Genomic DNA, 26,571 nt, shown 5'->3' on the forward strand with positions numbered 1-26,571 from the left:
CGCACCATTGACTGCGCCCGCGGTCCCCGTCTAGCTTCCGAGGCACTTCATTGAATCCTTTCACGGTGTGTACGGACACCGCGCTCCACCCGCGCATGCCACCGCCGAGGAGCCCCCATGAACCAGTCCGCCGAGGGCCCGCCCCCGGACCCGGAACCCGTCGCCCCGGATCCCGTCGCCCCGGTCCTGGCGCTGAAGGAGGTGAGCAAGTCCTTCGGCGCCGTGAGCGCCCTGCGGGACGTGTCCCTGTCGCTGTGTCCCGGCGAGGTCCACGCGCTCGCCGGGGAGAACGGCGCGGGCAAGTCCACCCTCATCAAGACGCTCGCCGGTGTGCACCGCCCGGACAGCGGGCAGTTGCTGCTCGACGGGGAGCCCGTCGTCTTCCACGGGCCCGCCGACGCCCGCGATGCCGGGATCGCGGTCATCTACCAGGAACCGGCCCTCTTCCCCGATCTGTCGATCGCCGAGAACATCTTCATGGGCCGCCAGCCCCGGCGCACCCTCGGCCGGATCGACCACCGTGCCGTGCACGCGGCCACCGCCGCCCTGATGCGCCGGCTCGGCGTCGACCTGGCGCCCGGCCGGCCCGCCCGCGGGCTCTCCATCGCGGACCAGCAGATCGTCGAGATCGCCAAGGCGCTCTCCTTCGACGCCCGGGTCCTGATCATGGACGAGCCGACGGCCGCGCTCACCGGCGGCGAGACGGCCCGGCTCTTCTCCGTCGTACGGGCGCTGCGCGACGAGGGTGCGGCGGTGCTGTTCATCTCGCACCGGCTCGGCGAGATCTTCGATCTGTGCGGGCGGGTCACGACGCTGCGCGACGGCCGCCGGGTCTCCTGCGAGCCGCTGGCCGGGCTGACCGAGGACGATCTGGTGCGCCGGATGGTCGGCCGCGATCTGGACGAGCTCTATCCGAAGCAGGACACGACGGTCGGCGAAGTCGCCCTGTCGGTGCGCCGGCTGACCCGCGAAGGCGTCTTCCGCGATGTGTCGTTCGAGGTCCGGCGCGGCGAGATCGTCGCGCTCGCCGGGCTCGTCGGCGCCGGCCGGACCGAGGTCGCCCAGGCGGTCTTCGGCGTCGACCGCGCGGACGCCGGGGAGGTACGGGTGGGCGGCACCGTGCTGCGCCCCGGGTCGCCGGCCGCCGCGATGGCCGCCGGGCTCGCGCTCGTACCGGAGGACCGCCGCCTGCGCGGGCTCGTCATGGAGATGTCCATCGAGCGCAACATCGCGCTCACCGGCCTCGGCGAGGTCCGCAGGCGCGGGCTCGTCCGCCGGGCCCTGGAGCACGACCGGGCCGCCGACTGGGCCGTACGGCTCCGGCTCAAGTACCACCGCCTCGCCGATGCCGTCGGCGTGCTGTCGGGCGGCAACCAGCAGAAGGTCGTGCTCGCCAAGTGGCTCGCGACCGGGCCGTCCGTACTCGTCGTCGACGAGCCGACCCGCGGCATCGATGTCGGCACCAAGGCCGAGGTGCACCGGCTGCTCTCCGCGTCGGCGGCGGACGGGCTCGCGGTGCTGATGATCTCCTCCGATCTGCCCGAGGTGATCGGGATGGCCGACCGGGTGCTCGTGATGCACGAGGGCCGGCTCGTCGCCGAACTCCCGCGCCGGAGCGCCACCGAGGAGGCGGTCATGGCCGCGGCGGCCGGGCTGGGCGGGAGGGCCGTGGCATGACCACCGCCGTCGAAGATCCGCCGGACACCGGGGCCGGGGCGCCGGCGCGCGGCGCCGCCTCGCTCGTGGCCGCCGTGCTCCGGGCCCGGGAGATCTCCATCGCCGGGGCGCTCGTCCTGCTGATCCTCTGCACGTATCTCGCCAACCCGCGGTTCCTGTCCGGACAGGGTGTCAAGGACCTGCTGCTCAACGCCTCGATCCTGGTGCTGCTCGCGGTCGGCCAGTCGGCCGTCGTGATCACCCGCAACATCGATCTGTCGGTCGGTTCCGTCGTCGGGCTCTCCGCCTTCGCCTGCGGCAGGTTCGTCGCCGGGACGGACCACGGCGTGCTCACCGTGATGCTGCTCGGCATCGCCGTCGGCGCGGTCTGCGGGCTCGTCTCCGGCGCCCTGGTCGGCTTCGGCGAGGTCCCGGCGCTGGTCGTGACGCTGGGCATGCTCTACATCATCCAGGGCGTCGACTACTGGTGGGCGCAGGGCGACCAGATCGGGGCCGCCGAGGTGCCCGACCCGGTCCTGGGACTGGGCAGCGGCAGTGTCCTCGGTGTGCCGTATCTGCCGCTGATCGCCCTGGTCCTGCTCGCCGCGACCGCGTACTTCCTGCGCAACCACCGCTCGGGCCGCGAGCTGTACGCGATCGGTTCGAATCCGGAGGCCGCGCTGCTCGCCGGAATCCCCCTCCGCCGCCGGGTGCTTGCCGCGTACGTCTTCTCCGGCGCCGTCGCGGGTTTCGCCGGGGCGCTGTGGCTGGCCCGGTTCGGCACGGTCGTCGCGGACAACGCGCACGGCTGGGAACTGACCGTCGTCAGCGCCGTCGTCGTCGGCGGCGTCGCCATCACCGGCGGTACGGGAACGGTCTGGGGCGCGGCGCTGGGCGCCCTGCTGCTCACCACCATCGGCAGCGTCCTGGTCGTCCTGAAGGTCGACGCCTTCTGGCAGGGCGCCATCACGGGTGCGCTGCTGCTGCTCGCGATCAGCGTCGACCGGGTCGTGAACCTGCGGATGACCGCCGCACTGAGGAAGAGGAGCGCCCGCCATGGGAACGGCGCCTGAGACACGGCGGGCGGCGGACGCCGCGCGGACGACGGGGAAGCGGACGGGGAAGGACACCGCCGGCCTCGTGCGGGGCCTGGCGCTGCGCTGGGACACCGCGGTCGGGGTGCTCCTGGTGGCGGTCCTCGCGGTCGGCCTCGGTACCACGGACGGCTTCGGCTCCGGCGAGAACCTGGCGTTCGCCTTCAACGACATCGCCGAGGTCGCCGTCATCGCCCTGCCGATGACGCTGCTCGTCGTCGCCGGCCAGATCGATCTGTCGGTCGCCTCGATGCTGGGGCTGGGCAGCGCGCTGACCGGTGCGCTGTGGAACGCGGGCTGGGCCTTCGAGGCGATCGTGCCGGTGGTGCTGCTGGCCGGTGTGGCGGGCGGGCTGCTCAACGGCTGGCTGGTCACCCGGGTGGGGCTGCCGTCGCTGGCCGTCACCATCGGCACCCTGGCGCTCTACCGCGGTCTGGCCTCGGTGGTGCTGGGCAGCGACGCGGTGACCGACTTCCCCCGGACGTACGCGGACTGGACGGTCGACACCACGACCGTGCCCGGCACCTTCGTCACCTATCCGGTCCTGCTGTTCGCCGTCCTCGCGGTGATCACCGCGGTCGTGCTGCACGCCACGGGCCTGGGCCGTTCGCTGTTCGCGATCGGCGCCCAGGAGGAGGCGGCGTACTTCGCGGGCATCCGGGTCAAGCGGATCAAGCTGCTGCTGTTCGTCGTGACGGGGCTGTTCGCCTCGTTCGCCGGTGTCCTGTTCACGCTGCGGTACGGAAGCGCCCGCGCCGACAACGGCCTCGGCTTCGAGATGCTCGTCATCGCCTCGGTGCTGCTCGGCGGCATCGACTTCGACGGCGGGAAGGGCACCCTCTTCGGCGCGGTCGCCGGGGTGCTGCTGATCGGGGTGCTGAAGAACCTGCTGACGCTCAACGACGTCGCCAACGAGGTGCAGGTGATCGTGACCGGCCTGCTGCTCGTGGCGTCCGTCCTCACGCCCCGGGTGATCGCCGCCGTCACCGAGCGGCGGCACCGTCGCGCCGCGAAAGCCCGCCCCTGACCCCCTGTCCCCCGTCGAAAGGCACGTCACCGCCATGATGCTCCGCACCGTCGCAACCGCCGCCACCGCCGTGTCGCTCGCCCTCGTCCTGAGCGCCTGCTCCGGCACCACGAAGGACAGCACGGACCGGGGTTCCGCGAAGGCCGGTCCGACCGCGAAGGCCGATCCGGACGCGCCGCTGAAGAAGGGCCTGAAGCTCGCCTTCCTGCCCAAGCAGATCAACAACCCGTACGAGAAGATCGTGGACGACGCGGGCATCGCGGCCGCCCGGGAGTTCGGCGGCACGGGCAAGGAGGTCGGTCCGTCCGACGCCGGCGCCTCCTCGCAGGTCAGCTACATCAACACACTGATCCAGCAGCGCCAGGACGCGATCCTGGTGGCGGCCAACGACCCCAACGCGGTGTGCGGGCCGCTGAAACAGGCCATGCGGAAGAACATCAAGGTCGTCGCGTACGACTCCGACACCGCGAAGGACTGCCGCCAGCTCTTCATCAACCAGGCGGGCTCCGAGGAGATCGGCCGCAGCCTGGTCCGGCACCTGGGCGAGCAGATCGGCTACCGGGGGAAGATCGCGATCCTCTCGGCCACCCAGAACGCCACCAACCAGAACACCTGGATCGGCTTCATGCGGGAGGAGTTGAAGCTGCCCAGGTACAAGGACATGAAGCTGGTGAAGGTGGCGTACGGGGACGACGCGGACCAGAAGTCGTTCCAGCAGACCCAGGGCCTGATGCAGGCGTACCCGGACCTGAAGGGCATCATCTCGCCCACCACGGTCGGCATCGCCGCCGCCGCACGCTATCTGAGCGACTCCTCGTACAAGGGCGAGGTCGTGCTGAACGGCCTGGGCACGCCGAACCAGATGCGCAAGTACGTCAAGGACGGCACCGTCGAGCAGTTCTCGCTGTGGAACCCGGAGGATCTGGGCCACCTCGGTGCGTACGCCGCCGCCGCGCTGGCGTCGGGGCGGATCACCGGCGCGCAGGGCGAGAAGTTCGAGGCGGGCCGGCTCGGTGAGTACACGGTCGGCGAGGACGGCGAGGTGGTCCTCGGCAAGCCGACCGTGTTCGACCGCGGCAACATCGACCGGTTCGACTTCTGAGCGGAGGGAACCGGCCGGCCCGCCGGACCGGGCCTAGAACTCCGCCCCGACCACGGCCAGCAGGGCGAACGCGGCGAGGGACAGAAGGGTCCTGACCCGGTGGAGCCGGTTCCAGCGGGACTCGAACGCCGTGCGGGCCGCGCCGTCGTCGCCGCCCTCGGACTCCGCGAGCGCCTTGTTGAGCGGGATGTTGCCGGCGATCGTGATCAGGTGGCCGGCGACCGCGCAGACCAGCGCGGCGACGGCGAGCACCCGGTCCGAGCCGCCGTCGCCGCCGAAGGCCACGACGGCCGGGAACGCGATCACGCCGAGGAAGAGGACCAGGAAGGCCGGTCCCGGCACCTTTTCGTTGAAGCGGCGCATGGCGGCCGTGAACCGCTCGTCGGGCAGTGCCGCGATGCCCGGCATGATCGCGATCAGGAAGGTCAGCATGAATCCGGCGTAGAGGCCCGTCGTGATCACGGCGAGCGCCAGGAACAGGGAGGACAGGGTGGAGGACATGAGGGTCATCATGTCCTCGGCGTGCCGGCCCCGTTCCCCGTTCAGTCCAGCTCGCCCTCCGGCACCTCCCCGGAACCGTCGTCGACCGGGCCGTTCTTGAGCCGGTCGGCCTGCCCGATCATGATCGCCAGCTTCCGCACCGACTCGTCCTCGGTCTCGGCGGCCAGTTTCCTCGCGTGCGCGGAGAGTTCACCGAGTCCGGGCGCGCCCGGCAGCCGGCCGCCGCGCAGCGCCTCGGCGAAGTACGCGGCGGTCACGGTCACTTGGAGGCGCGTGCTGCCGCCGTCCCACAGCGGGCCGTCGACGGCTTCCGTGCCGACCGTGCCGTGCTGCTCGTGCGGCGCCCGGGTCCTGGGGTCCAGCCAGCGCACGGTCGCCGTCGCCACATGGCCGGAGGCGCCCGCCCTCAGGCGTACGGCGTAGAGCGCGGTCACCGTGTGGCCGGGGCCGACCTCGCCGCCGTCGACGCGGTCGTTGCGGAAGTCCTCGTCGGCGACCTTGCGGTCCTCGTACCCGATGAGCCTGAACTGTTCGACGGTGTCCCGGTCGAAGGCGACCTGGGCCTTGGCGTCGCGGGCCGTCAGTTCGAGGTGTGCGGGCAGCTGGTCGACGAAGACCTTGCGGGCCTGCTCCTCGTCGGCGATGTACGTGGTGTGGCCGTCGCCCTTGTCGGTGAGCCGCTCCATCAGCGCGTCGCCGTAGTCGCTGCCGACGCCGACCCCGAAGAGGGTGATGCCGTGGTCGCGGCGGGCGGAGCCGATGCGTTCCAGGATGGCGTCGGCGTCGGTCTCGCCGGTGTTGGCGAGGGCGTCGGAGAGCAGCACGACCCGGTTGTTGGCGCCCTCGACGCGGCCGTCGACCGCCTCCTCGTAGCCGCGTCGGATGCCGGCTTCCACATTGGTGGAATCGGTGGGTTCCATGGAGTCGACCCGGTCGCGGATCCTGCCGCGGTGGTCCCGCAGCCGGGTCATCGGCAGCAGGGTCTTCGCCTCGTCGCTGAAGGTGACCAGGGAGACCGAGTCGTCGTCGCGGAGTTCGTCGGTGAGGATGTCCAGGGACTTCTTCACCAGGTCGAGGCGGCCCGTCTCGGCCATCGAGCCGGAGATGTCGACGACGAAGGTGAGCGCGGCGGGCGGGCGTTCGCCGCGGGCGGGAGCGGCCCGGGTGGCGAGCCCCACCCGCACCAGCGACCAGTCGTCGCCCTTCGCCCCGGCGCGGGCACCGTCGATGTTCACGGTGAAGCCGTTGCCGTCCGGGCGCCGGTAGCCCTGGCGGAAGCTGTTGACGAACTCCTCGGCCCGCACGGTGGACGGATCCGGCAGCCTGCTGTCGCCGAGGGTGCGGCGGGCGTAGCCGTACGAGGCGGTGTCGACGTCCAGGGCGAAGGTGGAGAGGTAGTCGGGCGGTGCGGACTCCCGCAGCCCGTCCCGCTTCTCGGCCGCGTCGCTTTCGGCCGCGCCGCCCGTCGCGGCGGGCGCGGGTGCCGGGAGCGGGCCGCCGCGCCGGCCGTCGGCGGAGGTCTTGTCCGCGCTCGGCGTCCCGGAGCAGCCGGTGAGCAGCACCCCGCCCGCCAGCAGCACACCGAGCACCCCCTGCCATGTCCGCACGTGCTTCTTCGCGTATCCGCCTGTCCGGTGTTCCATCGTCTGCCCCCAGCGTCGTCGTGCCAGCACTTGTGAATGTGACGTGCGAGGCGGCGCCGGGGAGCGGACGAGAACGTTGCGGAAGCGTCTCGATGCGGCAACGGAGGGCGGGAAGGCGGCGGAACGCCGGGCTCAGGACACGATGTCCTTACGGCTGAACCCGCGGAAGGCGAGGGCGAACAGGATCAGGGCATACGTCACCGAGATCGCGGATCCCTTGACCATGCCGCCCCATTCGATGCCGGGCTGGAGCGCGTCCGCCCAGGCGAACTGCCAGTGCGCGGGCAGGAATTCGCGCCAGGAGCCGAGCGCGGTGACGGCGTCCAGGACGTTGCCGACGATGGTCAGCCCGACCGCGCCGCCGACCGCGCCCAGCGGGGCGTCGGTCTTCGTGGACAGCCAGAACGCCAGCCCCGCGGTGACCAGTTGGGAGACGAAGACGAACGCGACGACGAGCGCGAGCCGCGGCACGGCCACCGAGGCCGCGAGCGCTCCCCCGGTGGGCAGTTCGAGCGGTCCCCAGCCGTACGCGACGGCTCCCGCGGCCAGTGCGACCAGCGGCAGCAGCACCATCGCGGCCAGGCTGAAGCCGAGCGCCACGACGAGCTTGCTCCACAGCAGCCTGGCCCGTGGGACGGGTGCCGCCAGCAGATAGCGCAGCGAGGACCAGCTCGCCTCGGAGGCGACGGTGTCCCCGCAGAACAGTGCGACCGGGACCACCAGCAGGAACCCGGCCGAGACGAAGAGGCAGGTCGCGGCGAAGTTCGCTGCGGACGCGGTCGCGGTGTCCATCAGGGTGATCCGGCCGCTGCCGCCGCCCCGCGAACCCGGGGTGCCGCCGATCGCGAACGCGGTGATCAGGACGAACGGCAGCACGGCCAGCACCCCGCCCATGAGCAGGGTGCGGCGCCTGCGCAGCTGGCGTACCGCCTCGACGCGCAGCGGCAGGGTGCGCCGGGCCCGGTAGCCGGGGGCTTCGGCGCTCCCGGCGAGATCGACTGCGGCACTCATGCGGAGCCTCCGGAGATCAGGGTGAGGAACGCGTCCTCCAGGCGGCGGTGCGGTCCGACACCGGTCAGCGGCACGTCCAGCCTGACGAGTTCGGCGATCAGCCCGGTCGGGGTGGCGCCGTCGAGCCGGACCAGCAGTCCGAGGCCGTCGCCGGTGCGGGCCGCCGAGCCGATCCCCGCGAGTGCGGCGATCTTCTCCACGAGCGGTTCGGCGATCTCCTGCGCGGTGGTGACGAGCAGCATGTCGCCGGAGCCGGTGATCTCGGCGACCGGGCCCGCCTGGACGAGCCGGCCGCGGTCCATGACCACGAGGTGGGTGCAGGACTGCTCGACCTCGGAGAGCAGGTGGCTGGAGACGATGACGGTCCGGCCCCCGGCCGCGTAACGGATCATCACGTCACGCATCTCGCGGATCTGGGGCGGGTCGAGGCCGTTGGTCGGTTCGTCGAGGATGAGCAGGTCCGGCAGGCCGAGCATGGCCTGGGCGATGGCCAGCCGCTGCCGCATGCCCTGCGAGTACGTACGGACGGCGCGGGCCAGGGCGTCGCCGAGCCCGGCGATCTCCAGGGCCTCCTCCAGGTGCGCGTCCTCGGCGGGGCGCCCGGTGGCCTGCCAGTAGAGCTCCAGGTTGGCGCGCCCGGACAGGTGCGGCAGGAATCCGGCGCCCTCGACGAACGAGCCGACGCGGGAGAGCACGGGTGCGCCCGGCCGGATGGCCTGGCCGAAGACGCGGATCTCGCCGTCGTCGGGGGTGATGAGTCCCATCAGCATGCGCAGGGTCGTGGTCTTGCCCGCGCCGTTGGGCCCGAGGAGGCCGAGCACCTGGCCCTTCTCGACCCGGAAGGACAGGTCCTTCACGGCGTACCGGTCGGCGGACCTGGCGTACTTCTTGGCCAGGCCGGTGATCTGGAGGGGTACGCCGGCGAGTGCCGGGTCGGGTGCGGGCGTGGCGGTGCGGCGGCGGGCGGTGAGCAGCATCAGGGCGGCGATCACCACGGCGGCGGCCGGAAGCCCCCAGGTCCACCAGGGCGTGGTGGCTGGTGCGGTCCTCAGGGCGGGGGCGGTGGGGACGGTCAGCGGTCCCGCGGGGGTCACGGTGTACGTCGTCGGCTCGGCCGGTGAGGCGTAGCCGAGGTCGGTGGCGGAGAGGACGAGGCGGAGCCGGTGTCCCGCGTCGAACCGGTGGTCGATGGCGGGGAGGGTCAGCCGGACCGGCCTGCCCTGCTGGTCGGGGGTGATCCGGTAGGGGGCGACCAGCTGGGAGGGCAGCAGTTGCTGCTTGCCGTCCGGGGACACGTCGTACACCTTGCCGAACAGCACCGCGTCGCCCCGCTTCGCCTCGACGGCGACCCGGACGGCCGGTGAGCCGGTGACGTTCAGCGGCTCGTCCAGCGGGGCGGAGTCGAAGCGGGCGTGCTGTCCGGGGAAGTCGACCGAGAGCCCGACGCCCAGGGACGAGAGCTGGGCGAGGCCGCCGCCCGCTCCGGGTACGGCGGAGATGGCGGGCGGGCCCGCCCCGGCGGGGTTGCGGAACGTCTGGGTGCGACGGCCCAGTTCGATGCTCTGCGTGCCGTTGTCCAGCCCGGGGTAGGTGTCACTGCTCGCCCCGCGCACCAGGGTGGCCCCGTCGGTGGAGTCGATGCCTCCGGTGCGGGTGACCCGGAAACCGGGCCCGGTGTCGGCGCCCTTGTCGTCCTTGAGATAACGGTCGAACCAGTCGCCGATCCGCCGTTGGACCCGGTCGGTCTCCAGGTTGCCGCCGTCGTGCCCGCCGGCGATCCAGTCGACGGCGACGGGTGCGCCGTTGCCGCTGACGGCCTTGGCCATGGCGTCGGCCTGGCCGAGCGGGAAGAGGGAGTCGGACTGTCCCTGCACGATGAGCGCGGGCACCCGGATGCGGTCGGCGACGGCGCTCGGTGACCGCTCGGTGAGCAGCGCCCGCGCGGCGGCGTCCGGTTTCCCGCTGACGGCGACCCGTTCGTACATCGCGCAGAGCCGCTTCTCGAACTTCTGGCAGCCACCGCCGGTGGTGACGAAGATTCCGGCCCAGAGCTTCTTGAACACCCCGTCGGGGAAGAGCGCGTCGGCCAGGTTCCAGTAGGTGATCTGCGGTGCGACGGCGTCGACGCGCTTGTCGTACCCGGCGGCGAGGAGCGAGACGGCCCCGCCGTAGGAGGCCCCGGTGATCCCGACCCGGGGATCGCCCCCGGCGTCGAGCTCCACCTCGGGGCGGTCGGCCAGCCAGTCGATCAGCCGGGACACGTCCTTGACCTCGCGGTCGGGGGCGTTGAGCGAGATCTCCCCGCCGGACTTGCCGAACCCGCGGGCGGACCAGGTCAGCACGGCGTACCCGGAACGGGCCAACTGCTCGGCCTGCGCCCGTACATCGTCCTTGCTGCCGCCGAAGCCGTGCCCGATCAGCACCGCAGGCCGGCGTTCCGTGCCCCCGGTGGTGAAGTACGAGGTGTCGAGGGACACCCCGTCGAGCCGCATCATCCGGTCCTGGCGGTGCACGGCGGGCCCGCCGTCGTCGGCCACGGCGTTCCAGGTGCCCGCACCGGCCAGCACGACGAGCGCCGCCAGGCCGGCGGCCCACCGGCCGCGCCCGCGGGGCAGCAGGCGCCGCCACCGGGGCGTACGTACAAGAGGGGTCTCCATGGTTGTCGACCCTAAGCGGACCGACGCCGCACCCGGGCAGCCCCCGGGGCGGACTCTCCGGCCTCCTTGCGGCGTACGGCGCTCCCCCGCCGTACTCCGTACGCGGTATGCCGGACGGTTCGCACGCGAAGGACCGCCGGACGCGGGGCGCCCGGGGCGCCGGGCGGCTCACATGGTGTTGACGATGAGGCCGATGTGGGTGAAGTAGTTGAGCCCGCCGAAGAGCAGGAACGCCAGACCGGCCAGTCCCCAGACGACGCCGGTCACCGGGGCCATCCAGCTCGACGGCCGGCGCAGCACGAACGGGAACAGCAGAGCGCCGATGCCCACCAGGACGTACAGCCCGGACATGAAGCTCGCCTCCAGGATCGGCCACCGCGCGAACTCCCCGGAGATCGGTTCCTCGGGCGGTGCGGCGAAGAGGGTGTACTTCCAGCCCGCGGCGGCGATTCCGAGGCAGGCGAGCCCGAGCCCGAACACGAAGACGGAGATGGGCATGGCGACACGGGCCGACCGGACGATGCGGTCCGCGCTGTTGAGTTCGGCTCCGCGTCTCCAGAGGTAGAAGGACGCGGCGAAGAGGAAGACGCCGAAGGCGAGCGCCGGTTCGCCGAAGATGATGTTGTCGAACGGGAAACCCTGTCCGGCGAGCGGCCAGGTCAGGGTCATGTGGAGGCCCGTGGTCACCAGGGTGAAGCCGAGCGCCCCGAACGCGAGGACCCACCCTTCGGGGTTGATGGTGCGTCCGGGCGTCAGGAGCTGGCGCCCCAGCGCCACCACGAGCAGCAGCCCCGCGCCGGCGGCCACCGACATGATCGTGTTGTACGTCGGCATCCTGGCCCAGTCGATCTTCAGGCCGGATGCCGCCAGGGGGATGGCATGAGGGATGGCATGGGGAATCATCCCGGGAGCGTATCGATGGATATGCGCCTGATGCGGCATTTGTTCGCTTGTCCGAGTCGCAGATGCGCGTGAACACCTGCGCCCCGCCGGGCCGCCCGTCACGCACCGGCGGCGCCCGGCCGGAGTCCGGGCGGTCTTGTCATGGACACCCAGTCACGGTCTACTCGCATAGACCGAGGCGATCGCCCCCTCCACCACGCGCCGGATGCCGGTGGTCGCCCCGCCATCCCCGTAGTGCTCCAACTTCCGGCAGGAGAGGTCCTCTTGAGTACTTCCACACCGCTGCGCACGGCACTGATCGGTGTCGCCCTGACCGCGACCGCCCTGGTCCCGCTCCAGGGCACCGCGCTGGCAGCACAGCCCGGAACGGACACGGTGGCCACCACCGCCTCCCCGGTCTCCGGTATCGAGGACGCCACCGCGCTCGCGCTCGCCCGCTCCCTGGCCGATCCGGCCTGGGGCAGAGAGGTCCGCAGAGCCGCCCTGGCGGCGGACTCGGTCGGCCTCGGCGCACTGACCGGTGACGCCACCGCCAGGGCCGGCCGGAAGCTCGCCGCCGGGATCACCGAGGCCGACCGGGGCGTCGCCACCGCCAAGGGCCTGGGCAGCGGCGCGGGTTCGCTGCTGCGGATCGGTCTGGCGGACGCGTCGATGCGGAGCCGGCTCGCCTCGGGCGTGGCCCCGCTGGTGGCCGCGGCCCCGTCCGACGACGACGGTGCCGCGTCCTTCACCGCGTACGACAGCAACGGCGCGGCCCATGAGCTGCCGCTGGACGGCGCCACCGACCGGCCCGTCTACCTCGTCGACGTCGACGGCGCGAAGGCCGTCGCCGAGGGCCTGAAGGTCATCGACAAGGCCCTGGAGTCCAAGGGCCTGAACGCCCTCGCGCCGGCCGCCGCCCCGACCGCCGCGTCGGGCATCGACACCACCCGGATCGACTCGGTGCGGGTCGGCGACGTCAAGGAACCGTTCTTCAAGGGCGACGCCGAGATCTTCACTCTCGTCACGGGCTTCGGCAAGGACGGCAAACCGCGCGTCGACACCGTCGAGATGCCCTATCTGAACGACGAGGACACGACCTACTACCCGGGTCAGGTCCTGGTGAACTGGTCCAACTACAAATACGACATGGCCGACGCGGTCATGATGGAGGACGACGGGGACACCAACTACCAGGCCCTGGCCAAGGCGATCGCCGCGGTCCTGCTCACCATCACCGACCAGGGCGCGTACATCCCCCTGGCCGACGCACTGCTCGACGCCATCCCCACCAGCTGGTGGACCGACGACCCGGACTACGTCGACTCCTGGTACACCCTCGCCAGGAGCAGCAGCGGCCTGCGCAACGGCGCCGCGGGCAACGGCTGGATGACCGTCTCGCCGTACCACGTGCCGGAGCTCTGACCACCCGCGCCATGACGCGCCGGAGCATGCACGGAGCGCGGTGCCGCGCATGCTTCCTGGGTCAGGCCGCTACCCATGAGCTTCCGGGGTCAGGCCGCCGCCCACGAGCCTCCGGGGTCAGGCCGCTGCCCGTACCGGGAGCGGGACGCCGCCCGGCGGGTACGGCGACTCGTGGGGCAGGAGCGCCGCGGCCTCGTCGAGCCTTCCCTCACGCACCAGTCGATGGATCCGCCGTGCGAGCGGGGTGACGTCGCGGATGGACACCGTCCACTCGTCCGCGTACCGCCGGGACGCCTCGCCGGAGAGTCCGAGCTGGAGGGAGCGGTGGGGCAGCCGGTTCAGGTGCAGGTCGCGCTCGGGGTCCCACTGGACGCGGGCCGGGGCGTGGCGCAGGTTCCGCTGCCAGGTGGTGCGGTCCGGGTGGACTCCTCTGACGTAGTGCGAGAGTTCGGCGTTCTCCAGCGCCCAGTCGAAGCCCTCGCGGGTGATCTCGACGGCCAGGACGACCTCCTGACCCTCCTTCATGGCCCAGCCGCAGCGGTACATCATCCACAGGAAGCTGGGTTTGATCCAGGTCATGCGGTCGCGCTTCCAGATCCCGGGGAAACGCCCGTCGCGGGCGGCGGGAAGGCCGATGGCGGGGCCGTACGCCTGGTACACGGTGACGGTGGTGTCCGTGTGCTGGGCCCGTATCTCGTACTGCGGCCTGGTCGGAGCGGTCATGGCCCCCATCAGAGCACCGGCCCGCCGGGCGCGGCGAACGGTTTACCGGCGCACCGGAGTCCGGGACCCCGGTGGGTGGTGAGCGGGTCCGTCACCGGCGGGGGCTGACATTCGTCATACGGAGTCCGGTACACGCGGCTCTGCCGGGCACCGGGCCCCGGCGGCCAGTCTGTACGTATCGAGAGCGGGGCCGCGAAGGCCCCCGCCGATACGGGAGGAACCCCTCATGACCAGCCCGGCCGCCATTGTCACCGCCCCGGTCGCCGATGCTCCGGCCGCCACCGCTGCGCGCGCCCCGCGCAGGGCACTGCCGGCCGGCCTGATGCCGCTGCTGGTGGATGTGGGGGTGCCGCTCGTCTCGTACTACGCGCTGAAGGCGGCGGGCCTGAGCACCTTCGCCGCGCTGGCCCTGAGCAGCGTGCTGCCGGCCGTGCGCACCGTGTGGGGCGTGGTGTGCGAGCGGCGGCTCAACGGGCTGGCGGCGCTGATGGTGACGGTCAACGCGGTCGGCCTGGTGACGAGCCTGCTGGTCGGCGACCCGCGGCTGATGCTCGCCAAGGACAGCGGGGTGAGCAGCGTCATCGGGCTCGTCATCCTGGTGTCCGCGCTGAAGGGGCAGCCGATGATGAGCGAGGGGCTGCGGCCCGTGCTGGTCAAGGGCGACGCGGCCAGGGACGCCGCGTGGCAGCGGCTCTCGGCCCGCTCGGCGGCGTTCCGGCGGGCGGAGATCCGGTTCTCGGCGGCGTGGGGTGCGGCGCTGCTGGGCGAGTGCGTGGTGCGGGCCGTGGGCGCGTACACGGTGCCGGTGGAGACGATGGTGTGGCTCGGCACGGTGATCATGGTGGCGACGATGGTGCTCGCCTTCATGGTCTCGGGGCGGGTGGGCGCGGTGCCGATGCAGCGGATGATCGCCGAGGCGGCCCGCCCGGAGCGGGCGACGGACACGGCGCGCTGACGCCGGGACCGGGGACCGGCCGAGGAGGACCGGAGAGACGGACAGGGCCGGGTGGACCGACAAGGCCGGAGAAAAACCGAAGAAGCCGATGAGAGGGAGCCGTCACGGCTCCCTTTCCCGGCTTCTTCCCGGTCCCGGCCCGGGACACCCCTGGCACGGTCATGCGACGTGAATACCCTGCCCGGCTCAGTAGGCGGAGTTGACGTTGTCGATGGAACCGTAGCGGTGCGCGGCGTAGTTGGAGGCGGCGGCGATGTTGGCCACGGGGTCGTAGATGTTCTTGGAGGTGCCGCTGACGTGGTACGCGTTGAAGGTGGGGTCGATGACCTGGAGCAGCCCCTTGGACGGGATGCCCTTGGCAGCGTTGGAGTCCCAGTTGTTGATGGCGTTCGGGTTGCCCGCGGACTCACGCATCAGGTTGCGGTGGATGCCTTCGTACGAGCCGGGGATGCCCTTCGCTCGCATGACTTCGAGCGCCTGCTTGATCCATGTGTCCACGTTGCCGCCGGCGGCCTTGGCGGGGGTGGCGGCCGAGGCGCTCGGGGCGCCGGCGACGGTGCCGGCCACGATCGCCGCACCGGCGGCGAGCATGCCCAGCGAGGCCTTCTTGGTGCGGGTCATGCGGGCGAAGTTCTGGGGCATCGCGGTGATCTGCATTCTGAAATTCCTCTTTCGTCGGTGGGGCGATGCCAAGAATTGTTAGGCCAAGAGGAAATCCAGGTCAATGATGGCCTTTTACTAAATGCAATCGTATGTGGCGTCGGAAATGATTCAGGAATGCGCACGACAGCCCGGACGACGGCGTCGGCCTTCTACTATTCCGCATCATAGTGACGCCCGTCACGTGGCCCACCGCACACGGCAAACGCTCCAAATCGCCACAAGAGTGGCGCACGCCACGTGGTCTGCGCCACATAAAGAGCGGGTCATTGACTCACCGTAATGCTAAATAAGCACACCGCATTGATTGCGGGCGATGTGAATCCCCTGTCCGTCACCGGCCCTGCGGCGTTCTCCGCCGGGCGCTCGACGGCCACCCCGGGGCGGCCATGACCTCGGAGGTAATTGAGCGGATGCCGGTCGCGTCCTTACCGTTCGCAGGACCAGAGCGACCGCATGACAACGACAGGAGGACCCAGTGATGTCGTCCCAGAACGCGAGCACGGTCCCGGCGACGGGCACCGCCCGCTCCGACGGCCTTCTCCGGGCTGCCCTCGTGGCAGATGTGATCCTCACCGGCGCGAACGGCATCGGCTATCTCGCGCTCGCCACCGTCCTGGACTCGTTCCTCGGCGTGCCTCTCCCCGTCCAGTACGCGGTGGGCGTCTTCCTCACGGTGTACGCGCTGTGGGTGCTGACCGTCTCGCGGCAGGAGGACATCGGCCGCGGCGCGGTCACCGTCGTCATCGCCCTGAACGCGGCCTGGGCCGTGGCCGGTGTCGTGACCGTCGTCCTGGACGCGCTGACCGCCACGACGGTCGGCAACGGCTGGATCGTGTTCCAGGCCCTGGTGGTGGGAGCGATGGGCGCGGTCCAGTACGCGGGGCTGCGGCGCATGTGAGAGCGGGGCGAGGGCCCGTGCGGAGACACGGCGACGGCCCGCACGGACGGGGGATGCGTCCGTACGGGCCGTCGCCCGGGATGAGGGATCAGTGGTTGCGGGGGAAGCCCAGGTCCACGCCCGCCGGGGCGTCGGCCGGGTCCGGCCAGCGGGTGGTGACGACCTTGCCGCGGGTGTAGAAGTGCACGCCGTCGTTGCCGTAGATGTGGTGGTCGCCGAAGAGCGAGTCCTTCCAGCCGCCGAAGGAGTGGTAGCCCACCGGCACCGGGATCGGCACGTTGACGCCGACCATGCCGGCCTCGATCTCCAGCTGGAAGCGGCGGGCGGCGCCGCCGTCGCGGGTGAAGATCGCGGTGCCGTTGCCGAACGGCGAGGCGTTCATGAGGGCGACGCCCTCCTCGTACGTCTCGGTGCGTAGGACGCACAGGACCGGGCCGAAGATCTCGTCCTTGTACGCGTCCGAGTCGGTGGACACGTTGTCGAGGAGGGAGAGGCCGATCCAGTGGCCGTCCTCGAAGCCCTCGACGGTGAAGCCGGTGCCGTCCAGGACGACGTCGGCGCCCTGGGCCGCGGCGCCGGTGACGTAGGAGGCGACCTTGTCGCGGTGGGCGGCGGTGATCAGCGGGCCCATCTCGGAGGCCGGGTCGTTGCCGGGACCGATCTTGATCTTCTCGGCGCGCTCCTTGATCTTCGCGACGAGCTCGTCGGCGATGGAGCCGACCGCGACGACCGCGGAGATCGCCATGCAGCGCTCACCGGCGGAGCCGTACGCGGCGGAGACGGCGGCGTCCGCCGCGGCGTCGAGGTCCGCGTCCGGCAGCACCAGCATGTGGTTCTTCGCGCCGCCGAGCGCCTGGACGCGCTTGCCGTTGGCGGAGGCGGTGGCGTGGATGTGGCGGGCGATCGGGGTGGAGCCGACGAAGGAGACCGCGGCGACGTCCGGGTGGTTCAGCAGCCCGTCGACGGCGACCTTGTCACCGTGCAGGACGTTCAGCACACCGTCCGGCAGACCGGCCTCGGCGGCCAGCTCGGCCAGCAGGTTGGCGGCCGAGGGGTCCTTCTCGCTGGGCTTGAGGACGAAGGTGTTGCCGCAGGCGATGGCGAGCGGGAACATCCACATCGGCACCATGGCCGGGAAGTTGAACGGGGTGATGCCCGCGACGACGCCGAGCGACTGGCGGATCGAGGAGACGTCGACCCGGCTGGAGACCTGGGTGGACAGCTCGCCCTTGAGCTGGGTGGTGATGCCGCAGGCCAGCTCGACGATCTCCAGGCCGCGGGCGACCTCGCCCAGCGCGTCCGAGTGCACCTTGCCGTGCTCGGCGGTGATCAGCGCGGCGATGTCGTCGCGGTGGGCGTCGAGCAGCGCCCGGTAGCGGAACAGGACGGCGGTGCGGGCGGCCAGCGAGGACGTGCCCCAGGTGGCGTAGGCGTCCTTGGCGGCGGCGACCGCGGCATCGACCTCTTCGAGGGAGGCGAGCGCGACCTGGGTGGTGACGGCGCCGGTGGCCGGGTCGGTGACCGGGCCGTAGTTGCCCGACGCGCCCTCGACGGTCTTGCCACCGATCCAGTGGTTGACGGTCTTCATGACAGAACTCCTTCAGAGGTGGTGGCGTCGGTCGGCGACGTGGCGGTCGTACTCTTCCCGGGCTTTCACGGCCGACGGCCGGACGGCCGTTTCGGCTACGGGAACATCCCACCACGCCTGTGCCGGAGGGGGGCCCGACACAGTGTCTGCCGTTTCGGTCTCGACGTAGACACAAGTGGGACGGTCCGCCGCGCGTGCCTCGGCGAGGGCTTCGCGCAGGTCACGCACGGTCTTGGCACGCAGTACCCGCATGCCGAGCGACCCCGCGTTGGCCGCGAGATCGACGGGGAGCGGGGGTCCGGTGAACGTGCCGTCCGCGGCTCGGTGCCGGTAGGCGGTGCCGAGGCGCTCGGCGCCGACCTGCTCGGAGAGGCCGCCGATGGACGCGTAGCCGTGGTTCTGGAGGACGACCAGCTTCACGGGGAGTTCCTGCTGGACGGCGGTGACGATCTCGGTGGGGTTCATCAGGTACGTGCCGTCGCCGACCAGGGCCCAGACGGGCCGGCCGGGGGCGGCGAGCTGGACGCCGATCGCGGCCGGGATCTCGTAGCCCATGCAGGAGTAGCCGTACTCCACGTGGTACTGGTGCGGGGAGCGGGTCCGCCAGAGCTTGTGCAGGTCGCCGGGGAGCGAACCGGCCGCGTTGATCAGGATGTCGTCCTCGGTGACGAGGGCGTCGAGGAGGCCGAGGACCTGGGCCTGGGTGGGCCGGGCGTGCGGGTCCTCGGCGGCGAACGCGGCGGTGACCCGCTGCTCCCACCGCTCCTTGGCGTCGGTGTACTCCGTCTCGTAGGCGGGGTCGGCGCGGTGGTTGCGGGCGGCGAGCGCGGTGGTGAGGGCTTCGAGGGCGGCGCGGGCGTCGGCGACGAGCGGGAGGGCGCCGAGCTTGTGGGCGTCGAAGCCAGTGATGTTGATGTTGAGGAAGCGGACCGCCGGGTTCGAGAAGAGCGTGGCGGAGGCGGTGGTGAAGTCGGAGTAGCGGGTGCCGATGCCGATGACCAGGTCGGCGGTGCGGGCCAGTTCGTCGGCGGTCGCGGTGCCGGTGTGGCCGATGCCGCCGACGTCGGCGGGGTGGTCGTGGCGCAGCGAGCCCTTGCCGGCCTGGGTGGAAGCGACGGGGATGCGGGTGGCGGCGGCGAAGGCGGCGAGGGTCTCCTCGGCGGCGCTGTGGTGGACCCCGCCGCCCGCCACGATCAGCGGCCGGCGGGCGGTGCGCACCGCCCGGACCGCCCGGTCGAGTTCGTACGGATCGGGTGCGGGGCGGCGTACGTACCAGACGCGCTCGGCGAAGAACTCCTCCGGCCAGTCGTACGCCTGGGCCTGCACGTCCTGCGGCAGCGCGAGCGTCACCGCGCCGGTCTCCGCCGGGTCGGCCAGGGTCCGCATGGCCTGGAGGGCGGCCGGGACCAGGGCCTCGGGGCGGGTGATCCGGTCGAAGTAGCGGGAGACGGGGCGCAGGCAGTCGTTGACGGAGATGTCGCCCGCGCCCGGGACCTCCAGCTGCTGGAGCACGGGGTCGGCGGGCCGGGTCGCGAAGGTGTCCCCGGGCAGGAGGAGGACGGGGAGGCGGTTGACGGTGGCGAGGGCGGCGCCCGTGACGAGGTTGGTGGCGCCGGGGCCGATGGAGGTGGTGACGGCGTGCGCGGAGAGCCGGCCCGACTGGCGGGCGTAGCCGACGGCGGCGTGCACCATGGCCTGCTCGTTGCGGCCCTGGAGGTAGGGCATCGCACGGCCGGACTCGACGAGGGCCTGGCCGATCCCGGCGACGTTGCCGTGGCCGAAGATGCCCCAGGTGGCACCGATCAGGCGCCGGCGCCGGCCGTCGCGCTCGGTGTACTGGCGGGACAGGAAGGCCATCAGGGCCTGCGCCGTGGTGAGGTGACGGGTACTCATGGGCGTGCCTCCGTCCCGTAGAAGGGGAGTCTGGGGTCCACCGGCTGCGCGGGCCAGGTGTCACGGATCCAGCCGTGGTCGGGGTGGTCGGTGATCAGCCACTCCCGCTGCTCCCCGGGGCCCGCCATCACATTGAGGTAGTAGAGGGTGCGGCCGGGCGGGGCGATGGAGGGGCCGTGCCAGCCGTCGGGGATCAGGACCGCGTCGCCGTCGCGGACCTCGGCGAGTACGTCCGTGCCGCCGTCGCGGGACGGTGAGACCCGGTGGTAGCCGAGGCCGTCGTGCTCCACCTCGAAGTAGTAGATCTCCTCCAGCACGGACTCGGCGCCGGGGCGGTGCTCGTCGTGCTTGTGCGGCGGGTAGGACGACCAGTTGCCGCCGGGGGTGAGGACCTCGACGGCGATCAGCCGGTCGCACGCGAAGGTGTCGGCGGCGGCGAAGTTGTTGACCTGGCGGGAGCAGTTCCCGGAGCCGCGCAGCTCGACGGGTACCTCCGGCGCGGGGCCGTAGCGAGCGGGGAGTCGTCGCTCGCACTTCGCTCCTGCCAGGGCGAAGCGGCCTCCAGCGCCGGAGGCGATCTGTACCCGGGTGTCACGCGGTACGTAGGCGAAGTCGGATACCCCGCTGAACACGCTTTCCCGGCCCAGCAGTTCAAAGATCTCATCTGAGGAGTGCACCGTACAGCCACCGGTCAACGGCAGTACGATCCACTCGCTCTCCGCGGTGACGAATGTGTGAACTCCACCGGGTGCGAGCTCCAGGACGCGCAGGCTCGACCGGTCCCAGCCGGCCCGCTCCGGGCCGATGTCGAGGCTGTACGGGCCGCTCGCCGTGCTCCCGGCCCTCAGGTGGTACCGCGATCCGTCGTCGGTCGTGGTCATGGACTCGGCTTCCTCTCTTCCGGCCCCGTCCCTCTCGGCTCCAGCAGCGAAACGGCGGTGTCGACGGCCGCGGCCACCTCTCCGTCGGCCGGGTAGAGCAGCGAACGCCCCACCACCAGGCCCTGGACGGTGGGCAGCCGCAGCGCCGTGCGCCATCGCGCGAACGCCCCGTCCAGGTCGTCGCCCACCTCTCCGCCCAGCAGCACCGCGGGCAGCGTCGACGCCTCCATCACCCGGGCCATGTCGCCGGGGTTCTCGGTGACGGGGACCTTGAGCCAGGTGTACGCGGACGTCCCGGCCAGCCCGGACGCGATGGCGATCGAGGTGGTGACGGCCTCCGCGCCGAGGTCGTTGCGGACCCGGCCACCGGTGCGGCGGCAGAGGAACGGTTCGACGAAGACCGGCAGCCGGTGCGCGGCCATGGCGTCGATGGCGCGGGCGGTGGCGTGCATGGTGTCGAGCGAGCCGGGGTCGTCGTAGTCGATGCGGAGCAGCAGTTTGCCCGCGTCGAAGCGGAGGCGTGCGAGGTCCTCGGGGCGGTGGCCGGTGAACCGGTCGTCGAGTTCGAAGGCGGCGCCCGCGAGTCCGCCGCGGTTCATCGAGCCGATGACGACCTTGTCCTCCAGCGCCCCGAGGAGCAGCAGGTCGTCGAGGATGTCGGCGGTGGCGAGCACCCCGTCGACGCCGGGGCGGGAGAGCGCCAGCCGGAGCCGTTCCAGCAGATCGAAGCGGTTGGCCATGGCCAGTGCGCGGTCGCCCACGGCGAGGGAGCCACGGGCCGGATGGTCCGCCGCGATGATCATCAGCCGGCCGCCGCGGCCGACCAGGGGGCGTCTGCGGCGTCGCGCGGCGGCTTCGGCGACGGCCTCGGGGTGGCGCATGCGCAGCTGGACGAGTTCGGAGACGGAGGAGGCCGGGGGCGTCATGGAGTGGCTCCGGTGGGGCGGGAGGTGACGGCGCCTTCGGTCAGGGCCGCTTCGACTTCGTACGGGAACGGCATGGCGGACGAGCAGGCGAGCCGGGAGGCGACGATGGCTCCCGCGGCGTTGGCGTACCGCATGATGCGCCCGGTTTCCCAGCCCGCGAGGAGCCCGTGGCAGAGCGCCCCGCCGAAGGCGTCGCCGGCGCCGAGGCCGTTGACCACCTCGACGGGCAGCGGCGGCACTTCGGCCACCGAGCCGTCGCGGTGGACGGCGAGCACACCCCCGGGTCCCTGTTTGACGACGGCGAGTTCGGCGCCCGCGCCGATGAGGGCGCGGGCGGCCGCGTACGGTTCGCGCTCGCCGGTCGCGATCTCGCACTCGTCGAGGTTGCCCACGGCGACGGTGGCGAGGGCGAGGGCCTCGCGGTAGCGGGCGGCGGGGGTGTCCTCCGGCGCGGTCTCCGGCGCGTCCTGCGACGTGTCCTGCGTGGTGTCCCAGAACATCGGGCGCCAGTCGAGGTCGAAGACGGTGATGCCGCGGCGGTCGCGGGCACGCAGTGCGGCCAGGGTCGCGGTCCGGCTCGGCTCGGCGCACAGCCCGGTGCCGGTCATCCAGAAGACCCGGGCGGACCGGATCGCCCCGAGGTCCAGCTCCGAGGTGTGGATCTCCAGATCGGGGGCCTTGGGCTGCCGGTAGAAGTAGAGGGGGAAGTCGTCGGGCGGGAAGATCTCGCAGAAGGTGACCGGCGTCGGATACGCGTCGACGGGCGTCACCCACTGGTCGTCCACCCCGAACTCCCGCAGCTGGTGGTGGAGATACTCCCCGAAGGCGTCGTGTCCCGTCCGCGTCACCACCGCCGTCCGCCGCCCGAGCCGGGCAGCCGCCACGGCGACGTTGGACGGCGATCCGCCGAGGAACTTCCCGAAGGTGTCGACCCGGGCGAGTGGCAGACCGGTCTGCAGGGGGTAGAGATCCACACCGATGCGGCCCATGGTGATGACGTCGTACCGCTCAGGCATGACCATCCCTTCGACCGCCGTCCGGGGTGACTGCCCCCAGGTCTAGCCCTCCCCCGGAACCCTGTCAATGCTTTGTCCGGACATACGGACGAATGATTGACACCCGCTTCCCCGGCCGGAAGTCTGGACACCATGACCTCCTCCGCAGGGGCCCCGGCCCGTATCCGTATCGGTTCGGCACCCGACTCGTGGGGGGTGTGGTTCCCCGACGATCCGCTCCAAGTGCCCTGGCGGCGCTTCCTCGACGAGGTCTCCGAGGCGGGTTACGAGTGGATCGAGCTCGGCCCGTACGGCTACCTCCCGACCGATCCGGCCCGCCTCGCCGACGAGACCGGCCGCCGCGGGCTCTCGGTCTCGGCCGGAACCGTTTTCACCGGATTGCACCATGGACCGGACGTCTGGGACCGGACCTGGGCGCATGTCGCCGGCATCGCGGCACTCACCCGGGCGATGGGCGCCGGGCATCTGGTGGTCATCCCCTCGTTCTGGCGCGACGACAGGACGGGCGAGGTGCTGGAGGACCGCACCCTCACGGCCGAGCAGTGGCGCCACCTGACCACCCAGACGGAGCGGCTGGGCCGCGAGGTGCACGACCGTTTCGGGCTGCGCGTCGTCGTCCATCCGCACGCCGACACCCATATCGACACCGAGGAGAACGTGAGCCGCTTCCTCGACGCCACCGACCCCGCACTCGTCTCGCTCTGCCTCGACACCGGGCACTACGCCTACTGCGGCGGCGACGGCGTCAAGCTGATCGAGACCTACGGCGAACGGATCGGCTATCTGCACCTCAAGCAGGTCGACCCGGAGGTTCTGGCCCAAGTCGTGGCGGACGAGGTGCCGTTCGGGCCGGCCGTGGCGCGCGGGGTGATGTGCGAACCGCCGGGCGGGGTGCCCGCGCTGGAGCCCGTGCTGGCCGCCGCCCGCGCGCTGGACGTCGACCTGTTCGCCATCGTCGAGCAGGACATGTACCCGTGCCCGCCCGACAGGCCCCTCCCCATCGCCCGCCGCACCCGGGAGTTCCTCCGCTCGTGCGGGGTCCGGCGCCACCCGGACGCGCCGAACGGTGCGGACGAGTGACATAGGCCGAGCGCCCCGTACGCGGCACCCCTCGCCCGAATGCCGTACATCACCACACACCATAGGATTCGGACAAATTAGGAGATATGTACGAGACGTAGAGATCGAGGAGTCCGCGTGAACTGGCACAGCGATCCCGGCAGCCCGCCCTCCACCGGCCCGTCCGCCCGGCAGCCACCGCCCGCTTCACCGAACCCCCAGGGCCCACCGGCTCCGCCGCAGCCACGACCCGGACTCTGGAAGCGGTGCCTGTGGGGCGGTGCGGCCCTCTGGCTGCTGACCGCGGTCGTCACATACGCCACCCGCAACACCAATCTGCTGCCGACCCTCATCCTGCTCGGCAGCTTCCTGGTCCCGGCCGTCTTCGTGCTGTGGGCGTACGAACGGCACGGCCGCGACCTCGGTGCGAACCTCATCCTCGGCTGCTTCCTGACCGGCGGGATCCTGGGCGTGCTCGGCGCCTCCGTCGTGGAGTCCTATCTGCTGCACCCGTCCCTCTGGATGTTCCTGGGCGTCGGGCTGATCGAGGAGGCGGCGAAGCTCCTGGCGCTGATGTTCGTACTCCGCCGCCACCCCGGCGTCCACGGCATGCGGGCCGGACTGGTGCTCGGCGCGACGGTCGGATTCGGGTTCGCCGCCTTCGAGAGCGCGGGCTACGCCTTCAACGCCGCCGTCACCATGAAGGGCATCGACCTGCGCGCCCTGCTGGAGACCGAGGTGCTGCGCGGGGTGCTCGCGCCGTTCGGGCACGGGCTCTGGACCGCGATCGCCGGCGGCGTCCTCCTCTCGTTCCGGAAGCCGAACGGGCGTTTCCGCTTCGCCGCGCCCGTGATCGGCACCTATCTCGGCGTTGCCGTGCTGCACTCGCTCTGGGACTCGATGCACGGCATCGCGATCTGGCTGGTCGCCAGGATCACCGACACGGGCCTGAGCCGTGCGCTCTTCGCGCAGGGCTACATCCCGGCCCCCACCGACGAACAGCAGCATCTGTTCACCCTCTTCTCGGTCGGCGGCATCGTCGTGATCACGCTCGTCGCGCTGGTCTGGCTGCGCTCACTGGCCCGCAGCGCGCGGACCTCCGGGACGAGCGGCCGGCAGGGTCCTCGCATTCATACCCCCTAGGGGTATAGTGTGAAGAGTGTCGGGGCGCACCGGGCTCCCCCGGGGCCCCCGACGCCTCAACCCCTTGTGCTCGTCGAAGAGGAGAACACCATGACCGCCGAGACCCAGCTCCCCCAGGCCACCGGTTCCTGCTGCTCGCCCAGCGGCTCCTGCCACGACGGTGCGGACGCCGGTGCCCGGACGGACGGCGTGACCACCGTCTACCAGGTGTCGGGCATGACCTGCGGACACTGCGAGGGCGCCGTCTCCGAGGAGATCTCCGGCATCGAGGGTGTCACCTCGGTGAAGGCGGTGGCCTCCACCGGCCAGGTGACCGTGATCTCCGCGGCCCCGCTGACCGACGAGGCCGTGCGCGCCGCGGTGGACGAGGCGGGCTACGAGCTCGTCGGCCGGGCCTGAACACCGTCGGGGCGCGCCCCGATACGCCGGACGCACCCGCGTCACCCCCTTTGCCGCCGGACCGGACCGACCAGCAGATACTGGTGGGGAACGGTCCGGTCGGCATTTCAGGAGTTCGGACATGCACAGCGCAACAGAGGCCGGGACCCGGGCGGCGGAGGGCTCGACCGCTGAACTCACGATCGGCGGGATGACCTGCGCCTCCTGCGCGGCCCGGGTCGAGAAGAAGCTCAACCGGATGGACGGCGTCACCGCCACCGTCAACTACGCCACCGAGAAGGCCAAGGTCGCCTTCGGCCCGGAGACGGAGCTCACGGATCTGATCGCCACGATCGAGAGGACCGGTTACACGGCGCAGCCCGTCCGCCGCCCCGAACCACCCCCGCCCGCCCCTTCACCGGCCGCGGCCGGGACCCGGCCCGGCACCGAGGACGACGACCCCGAGGAGCGCGGCGCCGCCCGAGCCCTCGCCTCGTTGCGGCAGCGCCTGACCGTCTCGGCCGTACTGGCGGTCCCCGTCGTCGTGCTCGCGATGGTCCCGGCGCTCCAGTTCGACTACTGGCAGTGGCTCTCGCTCACCCTCGCCGCCCCGGTCGTCGTCTGGGGCGGGCTGCCCTTCCACCGCGCGACCTGGGCCAATCTCCGGCACGGCGCGGCCACCATGGACACCCTGGTCTCGATCGGCACGCTGGCCGCCTTCGGCTGGTCCCTGTGGGCGCTCTTCCTCGGCGACGCGGGCATGACCGGGATGCGGCACGGCTTCGACCTCACCGTCTCGCGCGAGAGCGCCTCCTCCACCATCTATCTGGAGGTCGCGGCCGGAGTCGTCACCTTCCTGCTGCTGGGCCGCTACCTGGAGGCGAGGTCCAAGCGGAAGGCCGGTTCCGCCCTGCGCGCGCTGCTGCACCTGGGCGCGAAGGAGGTCTCAGTCCTGCGCGACGGCACGGAGGTACGCGTCCCCGTCGCCCGGCTTGCCGTGGGCGACCGCTTCGTCGTCCGGCCCGGCGAGAAGATCGCCACCGACGGCACCGTCGTCGAAGGCACCTCGGCCGTGGACGCCTCGATGCTCACCGGCGAGTCCGTGCCCGTGGAGGCCGGCCCCGGAGATGCCGTCACCGGGGCCACCGTGAACACCTCCGGCCGGCTCGTCGTCGAGGCCACCCGGGTCGGCGCCGACACCCAGCTGGCCCGGATGGCGAAGCTGGTCGAGGAGGCTCAGAGCGGCAAGGCCCAGGTGCAGCGCCTCGCGGACCGGATCTCCGCGGTCTTCGTTCCCGTGGTGCTGGTGATCGCGCTCGTCACCCTGGTCGCGTGGCTGCTCGTCACGGACGACGTGACCGCCGCGTTCACCGCCGCCGTGGCCGTGCTGATCATCGCCTGCCCCTGCGCCCTGGGCCTCGCCACCCCGACCGCCCTCATGGTCGGCACC

Annotated in this window: 23 protein-coding genes; 11 read left to right on the forward strand and 12 right to left on the reverse strand. The window is 71.8% G+C overall.

Annotated elements, in window-relative coordinates:
• Positions 1 to 117 precede the first annotated feature (117 nt).
• From AB0D53_RS15295 to rhaS, 4 genes are read left to right on the forward strand one after another with little or no spacing between them, the layout of a single operon-like run.
• Positions 118 to 1,677 carry a sugar ABC transporter ATP-binding protein gene (locus AB0D53_RS15295; RefSeq protein ID WP_362445549.1) on the forward strand — a complete coding sequence of 520 codons (1,560 nt, stop codon included), beginning with the start codon at positions 118 to 120 and terminating at the stop codon, positions 1,675 to 1,677.
• Positions 1,674 to 2,729 (forward strand): ABC transporter permease, encoded by a 1,056-nt coding sequence (locus AB0D53_RS15300; RefSeq protein ID WP_362445552.1) that lies wholly within the window; start codon positions 1,674 to 1,676, stop codon positions 2,727 to 2,729. The genes AB0D53_RS15295 and AB0D53_RS15300 overlap by 4 nt, the downstream gene beginning before the upstream one ends.
• Positions 2,713 to 3,777, forward strand: coding sequence for an ABC transporter permease (locus tag AB0D53_RS15305; RefSeq protein ID WP_362445555.1), 1,065 nt, complete (start codon positions 2,713 to 2,715; stop codon positions 3,775 to 3,777). Before AB0D53_RS15300 ends, AB0D53_RS15305 begins: the two co-directional genes overlap by 17 nt.
• Before the next feature lie 34 nt (positions 3,778 to 3,811).
• Positions 3,812 to 4,879: a rhamnose ABC transporter substrate-binding protein gene (rhaS, locus tag AB0D53_RS15310; RefSeq protein WP_362445558.1), complete on the forward strand. Its 1,068-nt coding sequence runs from the start codon at positions 3,812 to 3,814 to the stop codon at positions 4,877 to 4,879.
• A gap of 33 nt (positions 4,880 to 4,912) precedes the next feature.
• Here the strand turns inward: rhaS and AB0D53_RS15315 are convergent, their stop codons facing one another.
• From AB0D53_RS15315 to AB0D53_RS15335, 5 genes are all read right to left on the reverse strand, one after another.
• The gene (locus AB0D53_RS15315) at positions 4,913 to 5,380 is read right to left on the reverse strand and encodes an anthrone oxygenase family protein (RefSeq protein WP_362445561.1); all 468 of its coding nucleotides are present in this window, start codon (positions 5,378 to 5,380) and stop codon (positions 4,913 to 4,915) included.
• A gap of 41 nt (positions 5,381 to 5,421) precedes the next feature.
• A complete protein-coding gene (locus AB0D53_RS15320) occupies positions 5,422 to 7,023 on the reverse strand; it encodes a von Willebrand factor type A domain-containing protein (RefSeq protein WP_362445564.1) in 1,602 nt (533 codons plus the stop codon).
• Positions 7,024 to 7,155: 132 nt separating this feature from the next.
• Positions 7,156 to 8,034 (reverse strand): ABC transporter permease, encoded by an 879-nt coding sequence (locus AB0D53_RS15325; RefSeq protein ID WP_362445568.1) that lies wholly within the window; start codon positions 8,032 to 8,034, stop codon positions 7,156 to 7,158.
• Positions 8,031 to 10,691, reverse strand: a complete 2,661-nt coding sequence (locus AB0D53_RS15330) for an alpha/beta fold hydrolase (RefSeq protein ID WP_362445571.1) — start codon at positions 10,689 to 10,691, stop codon at positions 8,031 to 8,033. Before AB0D53_RS15330 ends, AB0D53_RS15325 begins: the two co-directional genes overlap by 4 nt.
• Positions 10,692 to 10,859: 168 nt before the next feature.
• A complete protein-coding gene (locus AB0D53_RS15335; RefSeq protein WP_362445574.1) occupies positions 10,860 to 11,594 on the reverse strand; it encodes a DUF981 domain-containing protein in 735 nt (244 codons plus the stop codon).
• A gap of 264 nt (positions 11,595 to 11,858) precedes the next feature.
• Here AB0D53_RS15335 and AB0D53_RS15340 point away from each other — a divergent pair, with 264 nt between their 5' ends.
• Positions 11,859 to 12,998 (forward strand): DUF3103 family protein, encoded by a 1,140-nt coding sequence (locus tag AB0D53_RS15340; protein ID WP_362445577.1) that lies wholly within the window; start codon positions 11,859 to 11,861, stop codon positions 12,996 to 12,998.
• Positions 12,999 to 13,115: 117 nt separating this feature from the next.
• On the opposite strand, the gene AB0D53_RS15345 is transcribed toward AB0D53_RS15340, so the two are convergent.
• Positions 13,116 to 13,721, reverse strand: coding sequence for a DUF4291 domain-containing protein (locus AB0D53_RS15345; RefSeq protein WP_362445580.1), 606 nt, complete (start codon positions 13,719 to 13,721; stop codon positions 13,116 to 13,118).
• Between the two features lie 226 nt (positions 13,722 to 13,947).
• Here AB0D53_RS15345 and AB0D53_RS15350 point away from each other — a divergent pair, with 226 nt between their 5' ends.
• Positions 13,948 to 14,676 carry a VC0807 family protein gene (locus AB0D53_RS15350; protein ID WP_362445583.1) on the forward strand — a complete coding sequence of 243 codons (729 nt, stop codon included), beginning with the start codon at positions 13,948 to 13,950 and terminating at the stop codon, positions 14,674 to 14,676.
• A 186-nt stretch (positions 14,677 to 14,862) separates the two neighbouring features.
• On the opposite strand, the gene AB0D53_RS15355 is transcribed toward AB0D53_RS15350, so the two are convergent.
• The gene (locus AB0D53_RS15355; RefSeq protein ID WP_362445586.1) at positions 14,863 to 15,333 is read right to left on the reverse strand and encodes a transglycosylase SLT domain-containing protein; all 471 of its coding nucleotides are present in this window, start codon (positions 15,331 to 15,333) and stop codon (positions 14,863 to 14,865) included.
• A 484-nt stretch (positions 15,334 to 15,817) separates the two neighbouring features.
• Here AB0D53_RS15355 and AB0D53_RS15360 point away from each other — a divergent pair, with 484 nt between their 5' ends.
• Positions 15,818 to 16,237 (forward strand): hypothetical protein, encoded by a 420-nt coding sequence (locus AB0D53_RS15360; RefSeq protein WP_362445589.1) that lies wholly within the window; start codon positions 15,818 to 15,820, stop codon positions 16,235 to 16,237.
• A gap of 88 nt (positions 16,238 to 16,325) precedes the next feature.
• Here AB0D53_RS15360 and mmsA read toward each other — a convergent pair whose 3' ends face one another.
• From mmsA to iolC, 5 genes are read right to left on the reverse strand one after another with little or no spacing between them, the layout of a single operon-like run.
• Positions 16,326 to 17,825, reverse strand: coding sequence for a CoA-acylating methylmalonate-semialdehyde dehydrogenase (mmsA, locus tag AB0D53_RS15365; RefSeq protein WP_362445592.1), 1,500 nt, complete (start codon positions 17,823 to 17,825; stop codon positions 16,326 to 16,328).
• A 12-nt stretch (positions 17,826 to 17,837) separates the two neighbouring features.
• Positions 17,838 to 19,718 carry a 3D-(3,5/4)-trihydroxycyclohexane-1,2-dione acylhydrolase (decyclizing) gene (iolD, locus tag AB0D53_RS15370; protein ID WP_362445596.1) on the reverse strand — a complete coding sequence of 627 codons (1,881 nt, stop codon included), beginning with the start codon at positions 19,716 to 19,718 and terminating at the stop codon, positions 17,838 to 17,840.
• Positions 19,715 to 20,599: a 5-deoxy-glucuronate isomerase gene (iolB, locus tag AB0D53_RS15375; protein ID WP_362445599.1), complete on the reverse strand. Its 885-nt coding sequence runs from the start codon at positions 20,597 to 20,599 to the stop codon at positions 19,715 to 19,717. Before iolB ends, iolD begins: the two co-directional genes overlap by 4 nt.
• Complete coding sequence (locus AB0D53_RS15380; RefSeq protein WP_362445602.1) at positions 20,596 to 21,525, reverse strand: deoxyribose-phosphate aldolase; 930 nt, start codon at positions 21,523 to 21,525, stop codon at positions 20,596 to 20,598. The genes iolB and AB0D53_RS15380 overlap by 4 nt, the downstream gene beginning before the upstream one ends.
• A complete protein-coding gene (iolC, locus tag AB0D53_RS15385) occupies positions 21,522 to 22,541 on the reverse strand; it encodes a 5-dehydro-2-deoxygluconokinase (protein WP_362445605.1) in 1,020 nt (339 codons plus the stop codon). The genes AB0D53_RS15380 and iolC overlap by 4 nt, the downstream gene beginning before the upstream one ends.
• Positions 22,542 to 22,673: 132 nt before the next feature.
• On the opposite strand from iolC, the gene AB0D53_RS15390 reads away from it, so the two are divergent.
• The 4 genes from AB0D53_RS15390 to AB0D53_RS15405 all read left to right on the forward strand — a co-directional run.
• Positions 22,674 to 23,621 (forward strand): sugar phosphate isomerase/epimerase, encoded by a 948-nt coding sequence (locus tag AB0D53_RS15390; protein WP_362445608.1) that lies wholly within the window; start codon positions 22,674 to 22,676, stop codon positions 23,619 to 23,621.
• Positions 23,622 to 23,870: 249 nt separating this feature from the next.
• Complete coding sequence (locus AB0D53_RS15395) at positions 23,871 to 24,743, forward strand: PrsW family intramembrane metalloprotease (protein WP_362445678.1); 873 nt, start codon at positions 23,871 to 23,873, stop codon at positions 24,741 to 24,743.
• Positions 24,744 to 24,833: 90 nt separating this feature from the next.
• A complete protein-coding gene (locus AB0D53_RS15400; protein WP_362445611.1) occupies positions 24,834 to 25,142 on the forward strand; it encodes a heavy-metal-associated domain-containing protein in 309 nt (102 codons plus the stop codon).
• A 121-nt stretch (positions 25,143 to 25,263) separates the two neighbouring features.
• Positions 25,264 to 26,571: heavy metal translocating P-type ATPase (locus AB0D53_RS15405; RefSeq protein WP_362445614.1), on the forward strand; the 1,308-nt coding region annotated here is incomplete at its 3' end.

It is taken from the genome of Streptomyces sp. NPDC048295, assembly GCF_040652135.1.
Lineage (GTDB): Bacteria > Actinomycetota > Actinomycetes > Streptomycetales > Streptomycetaceae > Streptomyces.

Excerpts from the sequence above, each read along its gene's own strand:
- AB0D53_RS15300 (WP_362445552.1), top strand. The coding sequence starts at position 1,674 with ATGACCACCGCCGTCGAAGATCCGCCGGACACCGGGGCCGGGGCGCCG.
- AB0D53_RS15330 (WP_362445571.1), bottom strand. The coding sequence starts at position 10,691 with ATGGAGACCCCTCTTGTACGTACGCCCCGGTGGCGGCGCCTGCTGCCC.
- AB0D53_RS15320 (WP_362445564.1), bottom strand. The coding sequence starts at position 7,023 with ATGGAACACCGGACAGGCGGATACGCGAAGAAGCACGTGCGGACATGG.
- AB0D53_RS15305 (WP_362445555.1), top strand. The coding sequence starts at position 2,713 with ATGGGAACGGCGCCTGAGACACGGCGGGCGGCGGACGCCGCGCGGACG.
- AB0D53_RS15350 (WP_362445583.1), top strand. The coding sequence starts at position 13,948 with ATGACCAGCCCGGCCGCCATTGTCACCGCCCCGGTCGCCGATGCTCCG.
- AB0D53_RS15325 (WP_362445568.1), bottom strand. The coding sequence starts at position 8,034 with ATGAGTGCCGCAGTCGATCTCGCCGGGAGCGCCGAAGCCCCCGGCTAC.
- AB0D53_RS15345 (WP_362445580.1), bottom strand. The coding sequence starts at position 13,721 with ATGACCGCTCCGACCAGGCCGCAGTACGAGATACGGGCCCAGCACACG.
- AB0D53_RS15380 (WP_362445602.1), bottom strand. The coding sequence starts at position 21,525 with ATGACGCCCCCGGCCTCCTCCGTCTCCGAACTCGTCCAGCTGCGCATG.
- mmsA (WP_362445592.1), bottom strand. The coding sequence starts at position 17,825 with ATGAAGACCGTCAACCACTGGATCGGTGGCAAGACCGTCGAGGGCGCG.
- iolB (WP_362445599.1), bottom strand. The coding sequence starts at position 20,599 with ATGACCACGACCGACGACGGATCGCGGTACCACCTGAGGGCCGGGAGC.
- iolD (WP_362445596.1), bottom strand. The coding sequence starts at position 19,718 with ATGAGTACCCGTCACCTCACCACGGCGCAGGCCCTGATGGCCTTCCTG.
- AB0D53_RS15335 (WP_362445574.1), bottom strand. The coding sequence starts at position 11,594 with ATGATTCCCCATGCCATCCCTCATGCCATCCCCCTGGCGGCATCCGGC.
- rhaS (WP_362445558.1), top strand. The coding sequence starts at position 3,812 with ATGATGCTCCGCACCGTCGCAACCGCCGCCACCGCCGTGTCGCTCGCC.
- iolC (WP_362445605.1), bottom strand. The coding sequence starts at position 22,541 with ATGCCTGAGCGGTACGACGTCATCACCATGGGCCGCATCGGTGTGGAT.
- AB0D53_RS15315 (WP_362445561.1), bottom strand. The coding sequence starts at position 5,380 with ATGTCCTCCACCCTGTCCTCCCTGTTCCTGGCGCTCGCCGTGATCACG.
- AB0D53_RS15355 (WP_362445586.1), bottom strand. The coding sequence starts at position 15,333 with ATGCAGATCACCGCGATGCCCCAGAACTTCGCCCGCATGACCCGCACC.
- AB0D53_RS15295 (WP_362445549.1), top strand. The coding sequence starts at position 118 with ATGAACCAGTCCGCCGAGGGCCCGCCCCCGGACCCGGAACCCGTCGCC.
- AB0D53_RS15400 (WP_362445611.1), top strand. The coding sequence starts at position 24,834 with ATGACCGCCGAGACCCAGCTCCCCCAGGCCACCGGTTCCTGCTGCTCG.
- AB0D53_RS15390 (WP_362445608.1), top strand. The coding sequence starts at position 22,674 with ATGACCTCCTCCGCAGGGGCCCCGGCCCGTATCCGTATCGGTTCGGCA.
- AB0D53_RS15360 (WP_362445589.1), top strand. The coding sequence starts at position 15,818 with ATGTCGTCCCAGAACGCGAGCACGGTCCCGGCGACGGGCACCGCCCGC.